General features: G+C 49.0%; 12 protein-coding genes. 7 read left to right on the top strand and 5 right to left on the bottom strand.

The features are described 5' to 3' along the window. Positions 1–36 precede the first annotated feature (36 nt). Positions 37–261, top strand: coding sequence for a zinc ribbon domain-containing protein (locus C9I89_RS19305; RefSeq protein WP_107284952.1), 225 nt, complete (start codon positions 37–39; stop codon positions 259–261). An 85-nt stretch (positions 262–346) separates the two neighbouring features. Here C9I89_RS19305 and xseA read toward each other — a convergent pair whose 3' ends face one another. Further along, positions 347–1,690 carry an exodeoxyribonuclease VII large subunit gene (xseA, locus tag C9I89_RS19300; RefSeq protein WP_425440424.1) on the bottom strand — a complete coding sequence of 448 codons (1,344 nt, stop codon included), beginning with the start codon at positions 1,688–1,690 and terminating at the stop codon, positions 347–349. A gap of 265 nt (positions 1,691–1,955) precedes the next feature. Between xseA and guaB the strand changes: the two genes are divergently transcribed. The 3 genes from guaB (at position 1,956) to C9I89_RS19285 (ending at position 7,184) form a co-directional block, all read left to right on the top strand. Continuing rightward, positions 1,956–3,419, top strand: coding sequence for an IMP dehydrogenase (gene guaB / locus C9I89_RS19295; protein WP_107284950.1), 1,464 nt, complete (start codon positions 1,956–1,958; stop codon positions 3,417–3,419). A 120-nt stretch (positions 3,420–3,539) separates the two neighbouring features. Next, positions 3,540–5,123, top strand: a complete 1,584-nt coding sequence (gene guaA, locus C9I89_RS19290) for a glutamine-hydrolyzing GMP synthase (protein WP_107284949.1) — start codon at positions 3,540–3,542, stop codon at positions 5,121–5,123. 501 nt (positions 5,124–5,624) lie between these two features. Further along, a complete protein-coding gene (locus tag C9I89_RS19285; RefSeq protein ID WP_107284948.1) occupies positions 5,625–7,184 on the top strand; it encodes an AbgT family transporter in 1,560 nt (519 codons plus the stop codon). Between the two features lie 72 nt (positions 7,185–7,256). Here C9I89_RS19285 and fghA read toward each other — a convergent pair whose 3' ends face one another. Together fghA and C9I89_RS19275 are read right to left on the bottom strand one after the other, a co-directional pair. Next, positions 7,257–8,102, bottom strand: a complete 846-nt coding sequence (gene fghA / locus C9I89_RS19280; protein ID WP_107284947.1) for an S-formylglutathione hydrolase — start codon at positions 8,100–8,102, stop codon at positions 7,257–7,259. An 86-nt stretch (positions 8,103–8,188) separates the two neighbouring features. Next, on the bottom strand, positions 8,189–9,319 hold the full coding sequence (locus tag C9I89_RS19275; protein ID WP_107284946.1) for an S-(hydroxymethyl)glutathione dehydrogenase/class III alcohol dehydrogenase: 1,131 nt from the start codon (positions 9,317–9,319) through the stop codon (positions 8,189–8,191). Between the two features lie 213 nt (positions 9,320–9,532). On the opposite strand from C9I89_RS19275, the gene C9I89_RS19270 reads away from it, so the two are divergent. Both C9I89_RS19270 and tadA read left to right on the top strand, forming a co-directional pair. Then, positions 9,533–10,435 carry a LysR family transcriptional regulator gene (locus tag C9I89_RS19270; protein WP_107284945.1) on the top strand — a complete coding sequence of 301 codons (903 nt, stop codon included), beginning with the start codon at positions 9,533–9,535 and terminating at the stop codon, positions 10,433–10,435. Positions 10,436–10,513: 78 nt separating this feature from the next. Next, positions 10,514–11,035, top strand: coding sequence for a tRNA adenosine(34) deaminase TadA (tadA, locus tag C9I89_RS19265; protein WP_107284944.1), 522 nt, complete (start codon positions 10,514–10,516; stop codon positions 11,033–11,035). Between the two features lie 100 nt (positions 11,036–11,135). Here tadA and C9I89_RS22590 read toward each other — a convergent pair whose 3' ends face one another. Next, positions 11,136–11,288, bottom strand: coding sequence for a hypothetical protein (locus tag C9I89_RS22590; RefSeq protein WP_170107741.1), 153 nt, complete (start codon positions 11,286–11,288; stop codon positions 11,136–11,138). 220 nt (positions 11,289–11,508) lie between these two features. Beyond that, complete coding sequence (gene mltF / locus C9I89_RS19260; protein WP_107284943.1) at positions 11,509–13,023, bottom strand: membrane-bound lytic murein transglycosylase MltF; 1,515 nt, start codon at positions 13,021–13,023, stop codon at positions 11,509–11,511. A gap of 356 nt (positions 13,024–13,379) precedes the next feature. Between mltF and purL the strand changes: the two genes are divergently transcribed. Further along, on the top strand, positions 13,380–17,285 hold the full coding sequence (gene purL / locus C9I89_RS19255) for a phosphoribosylformylglycinamidine synthase (RefSeq protein ID WP_107284942.1): 3,906 nt from the start codon (positions 13,380–13,382) through the stop codon (positions 17,283–17,285). The last annotated feature ends 176 nt before the right edge of the window (positions 17,286–17,461 follow it).

Genomic DNA, 17,461 nt, shown 5'->3' with positions numbered 1-17,461 from the left:
TCATGTGGAAAGATGATTTAAAAGGAAGAGGATGTTATGAGCAGTAATCTATGCCCCAGCTGTCAAAGTGAACTGAGCTGGAAGAACGATGGTTATTATTGCGATTCGTGTCAGCATGCCGTGAAGAAAAGGGCATTTTGCCCCGACTGTAACGATGAAATGGAAAAGCTTCAGGCATGTGGATCAGCGAGTTATTTTTGCAATAGTTGCAACGAGTTAAAATCTAAGTCCCGGGTTAAAATCCGTTTCGAAAAAGCGTAGTTCATCTGCGCTTATCTCGCCTTCTGAAATAACAAACGTCGCTTAAAGCGACGTTTGTTGTAATGGGGATGGGATATTTTGCGGGTTATTCCGTGACGACAGAGCGGATTTCGCCTTCCGCCACTTTAGTGTGTAATTCATCCCCGGCCTTAACTTGGTCAGCACGACGGATCACATTCCCCTTGGTGTCCCGGGTAATGGAATAACCGCGTCCAAGGGTTGCCAGCGGGCTTACGGTTTCCAGCTTTTCAGCGGCCATTGCCAGTTTGTGGCTGGCATTGAGCAGGCGGCGATCCATGGCATCGAGCAGGCGGCGTTCTGCCTGCTTCAGTCGGGTCGAATTGTGTTTAATTGTTTGCGCCGGAGAATGTAAAGCCAGCTTGTATTCGATCCGCTCTAAATGCTGATGATGCCCAGTTGTTAGCTTATTGATTGCGCGTTCTAAGCGGCTAGAAATATCGTCAAGATGCTGCTGTTGCTGATTTAATCGCAATTGCGGATGCTGGCGCTCTAAGCGGTGATGCAACTGTACCAGACGGGCAGAGTGTTCCGTCATATAGTGACGGAAGGCATGTTGTAACTGTTGTCTTTTCTGGTCAATTTTCTGAGTCTGATGAGTCATGTCGCGACTGACCAGTTCTGCGGCTGCAGACGGTGTCGGCGCGCGAACATCGGCAACAAAATCAGCAATCGTCACATCGACTTCGTGGCCGACCGCACTGACGACTGGGATCTGGCTGGCGGCGATAGTACGAGCCACAATTTCTTCGTTGAAGGCCCACAAATCTTCCAGCGAGCCACCGCCTCGCCCAACAATCAATACATCACATTCCTGACGGGTATTGGCACGCCCGATGGCTTGTGCGATCGAGATAGCAGCGCCTTCTCCCTGTACCATCGTCGGGTAAATAACAATGGGCAGGTTTGGATCGCGGCGTTGTAAAACGTTCAGAATATCGTGCAGTGCCGCACCCGTTTTCGAGGTCACAATCCCCACTCGCTGAGGCTGCTCCGGCAGTGATTTCTTCAGTGATTGGGCAAATAACCCTTCAGCGGCAAGAGCCATCTTTAGCTGCTCAAATTGTTGCTGTAAGCGACCATCCCCTTCCGGCTGCATGCTTTCGATAATCAGCTGGTAATCACCACGCGGTTCATACAGTGACAAACGCGCTTTAACCAGTACCTGGGTGCCATTGGCTGGCTTGAAGGTTACCCTGCGGTTGTTACCCTTGAACATGGCACATTTTACCTGAGCGCGGGAATCTTTCAGGGTGAAGTACCAGTGGCCGGAAACGGGCATCGACAGGTTTGACAGTTCACCAACCAGCCAGACGATACCCATTTCATTTTCGAGTAATAATCGGACTTCGGCATTCAGGCTGGAAACGGTATAGATACGATCGTTAGATTGGGTCTGTTGAGCGAACATAGTCACGAGGTGAGACACCTGTTGTCGAAAGGCAAAGTGAAGTGCTGGAAGAGAATGAAAAGTGTACAGGCAGATCTATAGACAGATCATGGGCGTACACGTCTGACCGCAGCACCGGAAACTTAACCGACATATATTACGTATCAAGTGAAAAGTGTCAATAAAAAAATATAATTTTTTTGTAGCCAAACGATTGCACCCTACGTATAATTCGTTCGCAATATTTTATCCTTCTATAAACCCTAACTCGGTGTGAGATATTGCAATGTTACGTATCAAACAAGAAGCTCTAACTTTTGATGATGTTCTGCTGGTTCCAGCACACTCTACGGTTCTCCCTAACACTGCCGATCTGCGCACCCAACTAACGAAGAAAATTACGCTAAACATTCCTATGGTTTCTGCTGCAATGGACACAGTAACCGAGGGGCGTTTCGCAATTGCGTTAGCTCAGGAAGGTGGTATCGGTTTCATCCACAAAAACATGTCTATCGAACAGCAAGCGGATCAGGTTCGCATGGTTAAAAAGTTCGAGGCTGGCGTGGTGTCTGAACCTGTGACGGTAAAACCAACGGCTACGATTGCTGACGTGAAAGAACTGACTGCAATAAATGGCTTTGCTGGTTATCCGGTTGTATCAGATAACAACGAGCTTGTTGGTATCATTACTGGCCGTGATGTACGTTTTGTTACCGACCTTTCGATGCTGGTTGAACAAGTGATGACGCCAAAAGATAAGTTGGCGGCAGCGAAAGAAGGTGCTTCGCGTGAAGAAGTTGAAGCCATCATGCAAGAGCACCGTGTAGAGAAAGTGCTATTGGTGAATGATAACTTCCAGCTTAAAGGCATGATCACCGCGAAAGACTTCCAGAAAGCGGAACGTAAGCCTAACGCATGTAAAGATGAGCTAGGCCGCCTGCGTGTTGGCGCTGCTGTTGGTGCCGGCGCGGGGAACGAAGAACGCGTTAAGGCATTGGTTGAAGCAGGTGTTGATGTGCTGCTTATCGACTCTTCTCACGGTCACTCGGAGGGCGTTCTGCAACGCATTCGTGAAACCCGTGCAGCCTTCCCTGAACTACAAATCATCGGTGGTAATGTCGCGACGGCTTCAGGTGCGCGCGGACTTATCGATGCAGGTGTTGATGCGGTTAAGGTTGGTATTGGCCCTGGTTCTATCTGTACCACACGTATCGTTACCGGTGTGGGTGTTCCTCAGCTAACGGCTATTTCTGAAGCTGTCGATGCAGCATCAGACTTTGGTATTCCTGTTATCGCCGATGGTGGTATCCGCTACTCTGGTGACATGTGTAAAGCGATTGCTGCTGGCGCATCATGCGTAATGGTCGGTTCAATGTTCGCGGGCACTGAAGAAGCACCGGGCGAAGTTGAACTGTATCAAGGCCGTGCTTATAAATCTTACCGTGGTATGGGCTCACTCGGTGCGATGTCTCAAGGTTCTTCTGATCGTTACTTCCAGTCTGATAACGCCGCAGACAAGCTGGTACCTGAAGGTATCGAAGGTCGCGTTGATTACAAAGGCCATGTCAAAGAAATCGTTCACCAGCAAATGGGCGGCCTTCGTTCAAGCATGGGCCTGACCGGCTCTGCGACGATTGAAGAAATGCGCACTAAAGCTGAGTTTGTTCGCATTTCTGGTGCTGGTATCAAAGAGTCACATGTCCACGATGTGACCATTACGAAAGAGGCACCTAACTACCGTATGCGTTAATTTGTTTACAGATCATTCGAACGCGACGAAAACGTTTGCCTGAGCGGGAAACTTGTATAAGATCGGGGGGCGTTTTATTGCCCCCTCACTATTTTTATTTATTTTTGAGACTTCTCGATAATGACTACATCTACAAATATTCATGACCAACGTATCCTTATTCTGGATTTTGGTTCTCAATATACTCAGTTGATCGCCCGCCGTATCCGTGAAATCGGTGTTTATTGTGAGCTTTGGAGCTGGGACGTTGATGAAGCCGATATTCGTGATTTCAACCCGAACGGTATCATCCTTTCTGGTGGGCCGGAGAGCGTAACCGGAGATGAATCACCTCGCGCACCACAATATGTGTTTGAAGCGGGTGTACCTGTATTTGGTGTGTGTTATGGCATGCAAACCATGGCCGAGCAGCTTGGCGGTAAAGTTGCGGGCTCTTCAATGCGTGAATTTGGTTACGCGCAAGTCGAAATAATTGAACCAACATCATTCCTGAAAAATATCGAAGATGCAGTAGCCGAAGATGGCAATGGGTTGCTGGATGTATGGATGAGCCACGGTGATAAAGTGGTCGAAATCCCGTCTGATTTTGTTAAGGTTGCGCAAACTGATACTTGCCCGTTTGCGGCAATTGCCAACGAAGAGAAGCATTTCTACGGTGTGCAGTTCCACCCGGAAGTTACCCATACCCGTCAGGGCATGCGTATTATCGAGAACTTCGTTCTTAATATCTGCGGCTGTGAGAAGCTTTGGACATCGGCCAACATCATCGAAAATGCTATTGCCGATATCAAAGAGCAGGTAGGCGATGATGAAGTTATTCTCGGTCTGTCTGGTGGTGTTGATTCATCCGTCGTCGCCATGCTTATTCACCGTGCCATTGGTGACAAGCTGACCTGTGTATTTGTTGATAACGGCTTGCTTCGCTTAAACGAAGGTGAGCAGGTCATGGACATGTTTGGTGACCACTTCGGCCTGAATATTATACATGTTAAAGCAGAAGACCGTTTCTTAGATGCATTGGCTGGCGAGAACGATCCTGAAGCAAAACGTAAGATCATTGGTCATGTGTTTATCGATGTATTCGATGAAGAATCAAAGAAACTGAAGAATGCTAAATGGTTGGCTCAGGGAACCATTTACCCGGATGTGATTGAATCAGCGGCTTCAAAAACAGGCAAAGCGCACGTTATCAAATCGCACCACAATGTGGGCGGTCTGCCTGATGATATGGAGATGGGTCTGGTTGAACCGCTTAAAGAGCTGTTCAAAGATGAAGTGCGTAAGATTGGTTTAGAACTAGGCCTGCCTTACAACATGCTTTATCGTCACCCATTCCCGGGGCCTGGTCTGGGCGTGCGTGTTCTGGGCGAGGTGAAGAAAGAGTATTGTGACTTGCTGCGTCGTGCGGATGCTATCTTCATTGAAGAGCTGCACAACGCCGATCTTTATAACAAGGTGTCTCAGGCATTCACCGTATTCCTGCCTGTTCGCTCTGTTGGTGTGATGGGTGACGGTCGTAAATACGACTGGGTTGTCTCTCTGCGTGCGGTTGAGACAATCGACTTTATGACTGCGCATTGGGCACACCTGCCATATGACTTCTTAGGTAAGGTTTCGAACCGTATCATCAATGAAGTCGATGGGATCTCGCGTGTGGTTTACGATATATCGGGTAAACCGCCTGCAACTATCGAGTGGGAATAATTTTTCTTTGCGGGTTCATGTCACGTTTGGCATGAACTTGCGACGAAAGTAAAACACATCGTGCTTGTCGAGCCAATTCGGCAAGCATGAATTCAAAAGACACCTTAGGGTGTCTTTTTTGGTTTCTGTCACACGATAAGTGCATGATTCAGAGCGTGCTCCGGGAATTCTGTTTAAGCAAATCATACTAATGCTATTAGTGATCTAGCCCTTTAGCGATTTTATTGTAACGACTATTGTTGTCTCTGTGAGGTGCTGTTGTTTTATAATTGTTGGGGTTATGTAGGGTATTAATATTTATTTACAATATAACCTGTCTAGTATTGGTGATTGGTTAGCTTAACGTGCTTTTTTTGTTGTCGTTTTTATTACAATCTGTGGGGGTTTTCTTGTACCAAGAAAGCATCAGATTGACTGGCGATAAGATCAAAATATCTGTCGAACCCGATTGGTAAATACACCGCCGCAAATTAACAACATCATCAAGAGCATGGAGCTCCCATGAGTAACGAAGCCGTACAAAAAGCACCGGATATGCCCTCCAGTGCAATGGATAAATTTTTAAACGTAATTGAGCGAACAGGAAACAGAATTCCGGATCCTGCGTTGCTGTTCTTCTGGGGACTAATCATTGTCTGGGTGCTGTCCGCAATATTGTCTCAATTTGACTTTGGTTTTGTTCACCCTGTAACCGGACAGGCTGTTGAAGTGAAAAACCTGCTAACGGGTGAATCATTTGCCAGTTTCTTGGCGAATATGGTGAAGAACTTCACCGGTTTTGCCCCTCTGGGGATTGTATTGGTCGCGATGCTGGGTGTCGGCGTGGCAGAAGCGTCTGGCTTTATCAATACCGGCCTGAAGAAAATGCTTAACTTCACCCCGGCGAAACTGTTAACACCGATGCTGATCCTGGTGGCCATTGTATCGCACACTGCGGCGGATGCGGGTTACGTCTTGGTTATCCCGCTAGGTGGTATCATTTTCCATGCGGCAGGCCGTCACCCTCTTGCGGGTATTGCTGCGGCATTCGCGGGTGTATCCGGTGGTTTCTCTGCGAACTTTATTCCTTCAGGTATCGATCCTCTTCTTGCTGGTTTTACCCAGTCTGCGGCGCAAATCCTCGATCCGGCATACATTGTTAACCCGTTATCTAATTTGCTATTTACTGGTTTATCTTCAGTTTTAGTTATTGGTATTGGCTGGTATGTGACAGAGAAAATCATTGAACCACGTCTAGCGAATACCGCGATTGATGACGATGCGGAAGAAGCGCCGGATATGGGCTCTTTCACCGAAATCGAAAGCAAAGCCTTCTCGCGTGCTGGCTGGGCAATGGTTGCAGGTATTGTGGTACTGGTGGCGTCTGTTTACCCGGAAACCTCGCCACTGCGCTCGCCGGCAGGTGAAATTACCGCCTTTAAAGCACCACTGATGCAGTCTATCGTGCCGTTGATCTTCATTCTGTTTGTGATCCCCGGGGTGGTTTACGGCAAAGTGGCTGGTACGTTCAAGTCGAGCGACGATGTCATTAAGTCAATGTCAGCGACCATGAGCAGCATGGGCAGTTTCATGGTTATGGCATTCTTCATTGCCCAGTTCCTGGTTGCCTTTACCCAGTCTAACCTGGGGACGCTACTCGCGCTTTCTGGTGCAGAAATGCTTCATGCCATGAACCTGCCTGGTCAGGTGACAATTGTGGGTATGATTCTGCTTACCGCGTTGGTAAACCTGTTGGTCGGTTCTGCATCGGCGAAGTGGGCACTGATTGGTCCAATCCTGGTACCGATGCTAATGGCGGTGGGTATTTCTCCTGAACTGACACAGGCTGCTTACCGCGTCGGTGACTCGGTATCGAACATCATCTCGCCGATGATGGTCTTCTTCCCGTTGGTTGTTGTTTACATGCAGCGCTATGTGAAGAGCTCCGGTATTGGTTCTCTTGCATCGATGATGATGCCTTACTCTATCGCGATGCTGGTTGGTTGGACTCTCTTCCTGCTGGCCTACTGGGCACTCGGTATTCCGCTGGGTATTCAGGCTCCGTACACCTATAGTATGTAATCTTTACTGAGATATTTTCAGTGGATAATTTTAAAGCCCGGCATCTTGCCGGGCTTTTTAGTGGACGTTGTATTATGCCCCGAAGTGGCTGGCATGAAAACGCAGGTGATCTTCGATAAAACTCGCCATGAAAAAATAGCTGTGATCATAACCTTCCTGCATGCGCAGCTCTAACGGATATTGGCTGGCTTGCGCTGCTGCGATTAACGCTTCAGGTTTTAACTGCTCTGCGAGGAAGCCGTCCTGATCACCCTGATCAACCAAGGCCGGTAGCTTGGTTTCAGCCTGCTTCATTAATTCTGATGCGTCATATTGCTTCCAGCTTTCACAGTCTTTGCCTAAGTAACCGGTAAACGCTTTCTGTCCCCAGGGGCAGTTAATCGGATTCGAGATAGGGCTGAATGCGGATACAGAGCTGTAACGCTGCGGATTGCGCAGGGCGATAGTCAGTGCTCCGTGGCCGCCCATCGAGTGACCGCTGATCGCCCGTTGCTGCGAGACCGGAAAGTGTGCTTCAATCAGTTCAGGCAGCTCGTTGACCACGTAATCATACATCTGGTAGTGGCGATTCCATGGCGCCTGAGTTGCATTGACGTAGAAGCCGGCCCCCAAACCGAAGTCATAACCGGCATCGGGATCATCTGCAACCCCTTCACCGCGCGGACTGGTATCTGGTGCGACGATGGCAATCCCAAGATCTGCGGCAATGCGCTGTGCGCCGGCTTTGTGCATAAAGTTTTCATCGGTGCAGGTCAGCCCCGACAACCAGTAAAGCACGGGTACTTTTTGCCCTTTGCTGATCTGTGGCGGCAGGAAAATGGCAAAGCGCATTTCACAATTTAATACCGCCGAACGATGGGTGTATTGCTTGTTCCAGCCACCAAAACATTTGTTGGCACTGATATTGTCTAGGGTCATGAGGGGGCTCTTAATGGCTATCAAAGGTAAACGACGATACAAACAACTAGCGCTGCATATGCAGCGCTAAATGGTTGTGGTTACAATTATTTGTCGTAGTGAATCACTGAACGGATGCTCTTACCTTCATGCATCAGATCAAACGCATCATTAATCGCCTCAAGGCCCATGGTATGAGTGATGAAATCATCCAGCTTAAACTCACCCGCCATGTAGCGCTCAACGATTTCCGGCAGTTCAGAGCGGCCTTTTATCCCACCGAAAGCAGAACCACGCCAGACGCGCCCCGTAACTAACTGGAACGGGCGGGTTGAAATTTCCTGACCAGCGCCAGCAACACCAATGATGACCGATTCGCCCCAGCCTTTATGGCAACACTCAAGTGCCGAGCGCATAACATCAACATTACCGATACACTCGAACGAGAAGTCAACGCCGCCGTCAGTCATCTCAACAATAACTTCCTGAATGGGCTTATCAAAGTCTCTCGGGTTGATACAATCCGTAGCGCCCAGTTTTTTCGCCAGATCATATTTGCTCTCATTAATATCAACGCCGATGATCCGGCTGGCACCGGCCATGGTTGCACCAATGATGGCAGACAGGCCGATACCGCCTAAACCAAAGATAGCAACGGTATCGCCTTTTTGAACTTTGGCGGTTTTCAGAACGGCACCCATGCCCGTGGTGACCCCGCAGCCTAGCAGGCAGACTTCTTCCAGTGGGGCTTCTTTGCTGACTTTCGCCAGTGAAATTTCAGGCAGTACCGTGTACTCAGAGAATGTCGAACAACCCATGTAATGGAAGATAGGCTGGCCATCTTTATAGAAGCGGGTCGTGCCGTCGGGCATCAGGCCTTTACCCTGAGTCTCACGAATTTTCTGACACAGGTTGGTTTTGCCTGATTTACAGAATTTGCACTCACCACATTCTGGCGTATAAAGAGGAATAACGTGGTCGCCAACTTGTACGCTTGTTACGCCTTCGCCGACTTGCTCAACAATACCGCCACCTTCGTGACCTAAGATTGCCGGGAAGATCCCTTCAGGATCGTCGCCGGAAAGTGTAAAGGCATCAGTATGGCAAACACCCGTCGCGACGATACGCACTAAGACTTCACCCGCTTTAGGTAGCATCACATCGACTTCTTCAACCGAGAGTGGTTGATTCGGAGCCCAGGCGATAGCGGCTTTGGATTTAATAAACTGGTCAGACATTTTCGTTCTCTCTGTTTAGGTTCATGCTATTCCTACCCATACACAGTAGGAGAGAATTCTGGTAACAATGAATAACTTTGCGGTGCTGCGTTGTTTGTTTCGATGGGGGCTATTGTATTTGTTTCCTGCTGGATGATAATTAGGTTAAAACGCAATTTACTTTTACCAGTGTGTAATAATCAGGGCTGAATAAGTCAGCAGGCAGGTCGTGCAATGTTTCTATGGGAAGGGGTAACCGAGTTTGTGGCCGTGGCGGAGACTGATAGCTTTACGGCGGCATCGAAGCGGCTTGGTATTTCCACCGCACAAGTAAGCCGGCAAATCAGTGCACTGGAGAACAGGCTCAGTACTAAGCTGTTTTACCGCACGACCCGTAAGGTGTCATTGACCGAAGAGGGAACGGTGTATTACCGCCATTGCCGTCAGATCATGGATGGACTCGAAGAGGCGGAGAGGGCTATCAGTAATCTGCGTGATACCCCGCAAGGTATCGTGAAGCTGACGGCCCCCGTGACGTATGGCGAAAAATACATTATGCCGCTAATAAGTAATTTTATGCTGAGTTATCCTGAGGTCGAGGTGGTTGTCGATCTCACCAATCGGCAAGTTGATTTGATTGAAGGGGGCTATGATCTTGCGATCCGGTTAGGCAAGTTATCCAGCTCTACCATGATGGCGAAACGTCTCACCAACCGGACCCAGTTTGTCTGTGCCGCGCCTGAATATCTGGAAAAATATGGCGTTCCTCACTCTTTATCTGAGCTTCGCCACCATAACTGTTTAGTAGGCAATCACGATTACTGGCGTTTTCAGGAAGCGGGTAAAGAAAAGAGTGTGCGGGTTTGTGGAACGTTGGTTTGTAATAGCGGCTATGGCTTACTCGATGCGACGTTAAAAGGGATCGGGCTGGTGCAGCTACCTGATTACTATGTTGACGAGGAACTTAAAGCCGGCAACCTGATATCGGTGCTGGATAATTATCAGGAGCCGAAAGAAGGGATATGGGCCCTTTACCCCCACAACCGCCATTTGTCTCCTAAAGTGCGGATGCTGGTGGATTATCTGGCGGAACAATTGCCACAGGCGTTAACGAGGCTTATCCCCCAACCACGTTAAGGTGCAGGATCTCGCATCTTGAGGTGGCTTGGGTATATAATCGGCCGCCCAGGTAAATGACCGTATTTGAGAAAGCTTGTGACAGATCAGAACACTGACGTAAACCAAGATGAACTGTATATGCGCCGTGCGATTGAGCTGGCGTCTCTGGCGGAAGCGGAAGGGGAAGTGCCAGTCGGCGCAGTGGTTGTGTATAACGGTCAGGTTGTGGGTGAAGGCTGGAACCGTTCAATAGGTCAGCATGATGCGACAGCGCATGCAGAAATCATGGCATTGCGTCAGGCAGGGAAAGTGGTGCAGAACTACCGTTTGATTGATGCCACACTGTACGTGACGTTAGAGCCGTGTCCGATGTGTGCGGGGGCGATGGTGCACAGCCGGATCGGCAAAGTGGTATTTGGTGCCCATGACCTGAAAACCGGTGCCGCAGGCAGTCTGATGAACTTGTTGAGTTACGATCAGGTGAATCACCATGTCGGTTGCCAGTCGGGCGTACTGGCCGAGGAATGCCGCGTGCAACTGCAGGCCTTTTTTAAGCGTCGCCGGGCTGAAAAAAAAGCAGAGAAAAAAGCCAGACAGGCAGTGCAAGCTAAACGTTAAGATAGTAAGGCTGCAATAAAAAGCTCGGTAATACCCGCAAACAGGAAATGACCGAGCTTTATTCTTTAGCATGTAAAATCAGTTCAATCAGTCAGCGGTCTTAGCTGGCAATGTTAGCGGCAACAATGTAAGTACGCTGGCGCCAGAGTGTCTTACGATGAGTATTGATACTTAAGCGTTTACGGCGGGTTGCTGCCGATGTGAGGCGTTGCCTTAAACGCTTCATTGCCGAATGTTGTTTCGAGAATCTCATTGTTTTCTCTTCCGAAAAGATGTGACAGCCAAACACTGCTCACAGCAAGCATCGGATGATGCTTTATATAGCTTGGATTGTGACTTAATTATATGAAATTGAGAATGATCCAGATCTCACCTTGATACTTATCCCGATTGGTATAAAGCTTTGCTCGAAAAACCAACAGCCCTACATAAAATAGAGCTGTTGGGGATGATTTGAACCTATTGAGATAAGGCTACTGGCTGACTTCGCTCATCGTTTCAGTCTTACTGAGCACATTCTGATCACTGGACTGTTTGGCCGGTAAGATCGGGGTGATAGTTTGCAAGCCATCAATCACCTGAATTTCTTCGCTCTGCGGCTCACGGTTATGCGCTTGCTGGTAACCGATAATGCTCTGGTAGTAGCGGCGGATATTTTCAACATAGTTGAGCGCTTCATCCCCGCGGGCATAACCGTAGCGAGTCTGTTTGTAGTACTTCTGCTGGCGTAACAATGGCAGGCGCTGTTTAACATCACTCCAGGCATCAGGGTTTCCGCCTTGTTGTTTGGTTAAACGGCGAGCGTCCATCAGATGGCCGAAGCCAACGTTATACGATGCCAGGGCGAACCAGACTTTTTCGTGATCTTCGATACTGTCAGGAATACGACTGATCATCTTGCGCAGGTAATCGGTACCGCCGCGGATACTTTGCTCTGGATCGAGCCGGTTTTTGACCCCAACCGATTTTGCGGTTGGTAACGTCAGCATCATCATGCCTCTTACACCGGTGGGTGAAACCGCGCGAGGGTTCCAGTGTGATTCCTGATATGACAATGCGGCGATCAGACGCCAGTCAAGTTCACTGGAATACTTCTTAAACAGAGGCTCCCAGCGAGGTAACTTGCGCTCTATCGCTCGTAAGAATGCACGGGTATCAACATAATCAAACTTGTCGACATGACCAAAGTACTTTTCTTCCAGCTGGGCTAATTCACCGCTCTGCTGCAATTCGCCGAAGAATTCAATTAACAGCGCATAAAGGCTGTCATCGGTTGTGCTATTGACAAACCAGCTGATCGCTTCATCTTCGGTCAGCTCCATCGCCAGTGCAATATCAGGGTGAATACGCTGGGTCAGGGCGACATCGACTGAATCAGCAACGGTAAAATCCAGCTTACCCGCGGCAACCATGCGCAGCAGTTCTTCGCTGTCTATATCTTCGATCGATTCCCAGGTCAGTTTCGGATACATAGCTTTCAGCTCTAGCAAGCGTTTTTCGTGGCTGGAGCCTTTGACGACGGTTAAGCTACCTTTATTTTTGGCAAGATCGGCCGGAGTACGCGGACGCCATTGTCCTTTTTTATACACCACTAGCTGGCTGGCATAATAATAAGCCGGTGCCGCATGGAACGAGACTAAACGATCAGGGATGATCGTCAACCCTGCGGCAATGATATCTACATCGCCACGTTGTAAAGCGGGAAACAGGCCGGACAGGGTAAACATTGGCTGCATTTCCAGTTTGACACCTAATTTACTGGCAAAGCGCTGGGCGAGTTCATAATCGAGCCCCGTCGGGCCATCGGTGCCAATGTAATATGACAGCTGGTTGTTTAGCGTTCCAATCCGAAGAACGCCACTTTCGCGGATCTGTTTAAGATCGCTTTGCGGGCTCTCCTGCCACTTACACCCGCTAAGTAGCACAAATGTCAGGAAGATAATGAAGAGGTATCGAACCTTCGTGATTAACAGATCATTGCTCAACAAAAAATGCTCATCGTTATAATTTGGGGTTCTTTATACCAAAGGTAGACAACTCAGCAAAGTGACTCTGCCTTGATCTCGGGAAGAATTACTCTTTTAGATATCTACAACGGTTAAATGGCGTCTTTTTCCTCATATTTTGGCGGGATCGAAAAAAAACACGCAAACGGTTGCGTCAAGAGTTACGTCACAAAAAAAATTCCTTTATACTACGCCCCATCTTGATATGACGCTGTTGTAACTGTCAAACAGTATGTAAGTGCTGAAAAAGGTGGCATTGACGTAATTAGCCCAGTGACTGAACTGGGTGTTAGGCCAATATCACCTTCATTCAACTGCTAATCGAGAGACGTACGCACATGGAAATTTTGCGTGGTTCACCCGCACTGTCTGAGTTTCGCGTTAATAAGCTACTAGAGCGTTGCCGCGAGTTAGATCTGCCTGTGTCAGGCATTTACGCTGAGTTTATGCATTTTGCTGATGTATCGGCTCCCCTGAATGCTGATGAGCAAAGCAAGCTGGCAAGCCTGCTAACCTACGGTCCTACGATTGCTGAGCATGAGCCTACAGGCACGATGCTGCTGGTTACCCCTCGTCCGGGAACTATCTCTCCATGGTCTTCTAAATCGACTGACATCGCCCATAACTGTGCGTTAAATAACGTTAAGCGCCTAGAGCGTGGTACGGCTTACTATGTAGACACAACGGCTGAACTTACGGATGTACAACTGACTGAGCTCAAAGGTCTGATCCACGACCGCATGATGGAAATTGTTTTCACTGATTTAGATGCGGTGACTGCACTCTTTACCCAAGCTGACCCGGCACCAGTTCAGAGCGTTGATATTTTAGCTGGCGGCCGAAAAGCGCTGGAAGAGGCGAACCTGAGGCTGGGTCTGGCACTGGCTGAAGATGAAATCGACTACTTAGTCGACAACTTTACTAAGTTAGGGCGCAACCCTAACGACATCGAACTGATGATGTTTGCGCAGGCAAACTCAGAGCACTGTCGTCATAAGATCTTTAACGCTGACTGGACTATCGACGGTGTCGATCAGGAAAAGTCATTGTTCAAAATGATCAAGAACACCTACGAAAAGAACCATGAGCACGTTCTGTCGGCGTACAAAGATAATGCCGCAGTCATGGAAGGTTCTGAAGTCGGCCGGTTCTTCCCCAACCCAGAGTCTCGTCAATATAACTACCATCAGGAAGCGGCACATATCCTGATGAAGGTAGAAACCCATAACCACCCAACCGCCATTTCTCCCTGGCCTGGTGCTGCTACCGGCTCTGGTGGTGAAATTCGTGATGAAGGCGCGACCGGTATCGGCGGAAAGCCCAAGGCTGGTCTGGTGGGCTTCACTGTGTCTAACCTGCGCGTTCCTGGTTTTGAACAGCCATGGGAAACCGACTTCGGTAAGCCGGGTCGTATTGTTAACGCCTTAGATATCATGCTCGAAGGCCCGCTAGGTGGCGCTGCATTTAACAACGAATTCGGACGTCCTAACCTGTTAGGTTACTTCCGTACCTACGAAGAAAAAGTGACCTCGCACAACGGCGAAGAAATCCGCGGTTACCACAAGCCAATCATGATTGCTGGTGGTATGGGTAATATTCGTGCAGAACACGTACAGAAAAAAGAAATCCCAGTCGGTGCCAAACTTATCGTACTTGGCGGCCCTGCAATGAACATTGGTTTGGGCGGCGGCGCTGCTTCATCCATGGCATCGGGTCAGTCTGCAGAGGATTTAGATTTTGCGTCGGTACAGCGTGAAAACCCAGAGATGGAACGTCGTTGCCAGGAAGTGATCGACCGTTGCTGGCAGATGGGTGAAAGCAACCCAATCGCCTTTATCCACGATGTGGGTGCGGGCGGTATTTCTAATGCGCTGCCTGAGCTTGTTGATGACGGCGAGCGTGGCGGTAAATTCCAGCTGCGTGATGTACCTAACGATGAACCTGGTATGAGCCCGTTAGAGATCTGGTGTAACGAATCGCAAGAACGTTATGTTATGGCGGTTGCGCCAGAAAATATGGCGGCATTTGAGGCAATTTGTAAACGTGAGCGTGCGCCATACGCCGTCGTGGGTGAAGCAACCGAAGAGCGTCACCTGACGCTGGAAGACAGCCACTTTGACAATACGCCAATTGATATGCCGATGGACATCTTGTTGGGTAAAGCGCCGAAGATGCATCGCGACGTTAAGACGAAAAAAGCGCAAGGTCAGGCTATTGATCGCAGCGCTATCAAGTTAGAAGAAGCAACACACCGTGTACTTCGTCTGCCAGCTGTAGCAGAGAAAACCTTCCTGATCACCATTGGTGACCGTACGGTAACAGGTCTGGTTGCACGTGATCAGATGGTTGGTCCGTGGCAGGTTCCGGTTGCTAACTGCGCCGTAACAGCAGCGAGCTATGACACGTATCATGGTGAAGCAATGTCGATGGGTGAGCGTACGCCTGTTGCATTGCTTGATTTCGGTGCGTCTGCACGCTTAGCCGTCGGTGAAGCCATTACCAATATCGCAAGTGCTGATATTGGCGACATGAAGCGTATCAATCTGTCTGCGAACTGGATGTCTTCTGCGGGCCACCCAGGCGAAGATGCGGGTCTGTACGAAGCAGTTAAAGCGGTTGGTGAAGAGCTGTGTCCGGCGCTTGGCCTGACCATTCCCGTTGGTAAAGACTCGATGTCGATGAAGACCCTGTGGGAACAAGACGGTGAACAGAAAGAAGTTACCTCTCCGCTATCATTGGTTATTACCGCATTTGGCCGTGTTGAAGACGTCCGTAAAACAGTAACGCCTCAGCTACGTACCGATAAAGGCGAATCAAGCCTGGTATTGATTGATCTCGGCTGTGGTCAAAACCGCCTCGGTGCAACAGCACTGGCACAGGTTTATAAGCAACTGGGTGATAAGCCTGCTGATGTTGATAGCCCTGAGCTACTAAAAGGCTTCTTCTACGCAGTTCAAGCTCTGGTCCGTGATGAAAAAGTACTGGCTTACCATGACCGTGGTGATGGTGGTCTGTATGTCACGCTGGCTGAAATGGCATTTGCCGGTCATACCGGTGTTGAAGTGGATATTAACACCTCTGAATTTGATGAGTGTGAAGATGTACTGGCAACGTTATTCAACGAAGAGCTAGGTGCGGTATTGCAAGTTCGAACGGAAGATCTCGATACGGTTCAATCGGTACTGGCAACAAACGGCCTGGAAGCCTGTAGCCATGTTATCGGTACTGTGGTTGATGAAGATGTGGTTCGTATCTGGAATGGCAACGACCGCGTTTTAGATCAGAGCCGTACAGAGCTTCGCACTATCTGGGCTGAAACAACGTACCAGATGCAGGCGATGCGTGATAACCCGACAGGTGCATTGCAAGAGTTTGAAGCCAAGAAAGACAACAGCGATCCTGGTTTGAATACCAAACTGAGCTTTGATCTTAATAAAGATATTGCTGCACCCTTTATTTCGACTGGCGCGAAACCGCAAATGGCGATCCTGCGTGAGCAGGGCGTTAACTCCCACGTAGAAATGGCAGCAGCCTTTGATCGTGCAGGGTTTGATGCGAGAGATGTTCATATGAGTGATATTCTTTCTGGCAACGTGAAGCTGGATGGTTTCAATGGCCTTGTCGCTTGTGGCGGTTTCTCTTACGGCGACGTATTAGGCGCCGGTGAAGGCTGGGCGAAGTCAGTGTTGTTCAACAACATGGCACGTGATCAATTCGAAGCCTTCTTCCACCGCAACGATACACTGGCACTTGGTGTCTGTAACGGTTGTCAGATGATGTCCAACTTGCATGATTTGATCCCGGGTGCTGATTTGTGGCCACGTTTCGTTCGTAACGAATCAGAACGTTTTGAAGCGCGTTTTAGCCTGGTTGAAGTACAGAAGAGTGACTCTTTGTTCTTTAATGAGATGGCGGGTTCTCGTATGCCTATCGCGGTTTCCCACGGTGAAGGTCGTGTGGAAGTGCGTAACGGTGAGCACCTCAATGCGATTGAACAATCCGGCACGGTGGCACTGCGTTACCTAGATAACTTCGGTAATGTTACCCAGAATTACCCGGCTAACCCGAACGGTTCGCCAAACGGAATTACGGGCCTGACAACAACGGATGGTCGTGTGACTATTATGATGCCTCACCCAGAGCGTGTATTCCGCACCGTGGCCAACTCATGGCACCCGGATGACTGGAGCGAAAACAGCCCGTGGATGCGTATGTTCCGTAACGCGCGCGTTAATATCGGTTGATGTAGACCCAAACGTTCAAGTACACAAAAAGCCGCGACCAGATTAGGTCGCGGCTTTTTTTGTCGCAATACAGAGAGAAAGCGGCCAAAAAATAGGCTGAATTAGTCTTTATCAGCACCGATGTTCGATTTTTCTCGCCTTGTAGATAATTTGTTATTAATTTGGGAGAATGGTTG

This window comes from Photobacterium lipolyticum (assembly GCF_003026475.1).
In the GTDB taxonomy this organism is placed as follows: Bacteria; Pseudomonadota; Gammaproteobacteria; order Enterobacterales; family Vibrionaceae; genus Photobacterium; species Photobacterium lipolyticum.
The sequence above is the reverse complement of the archived record's forward strand: the minus strand, read 5'-3'. Positions and strand labels throughout refer to the sequence as shown.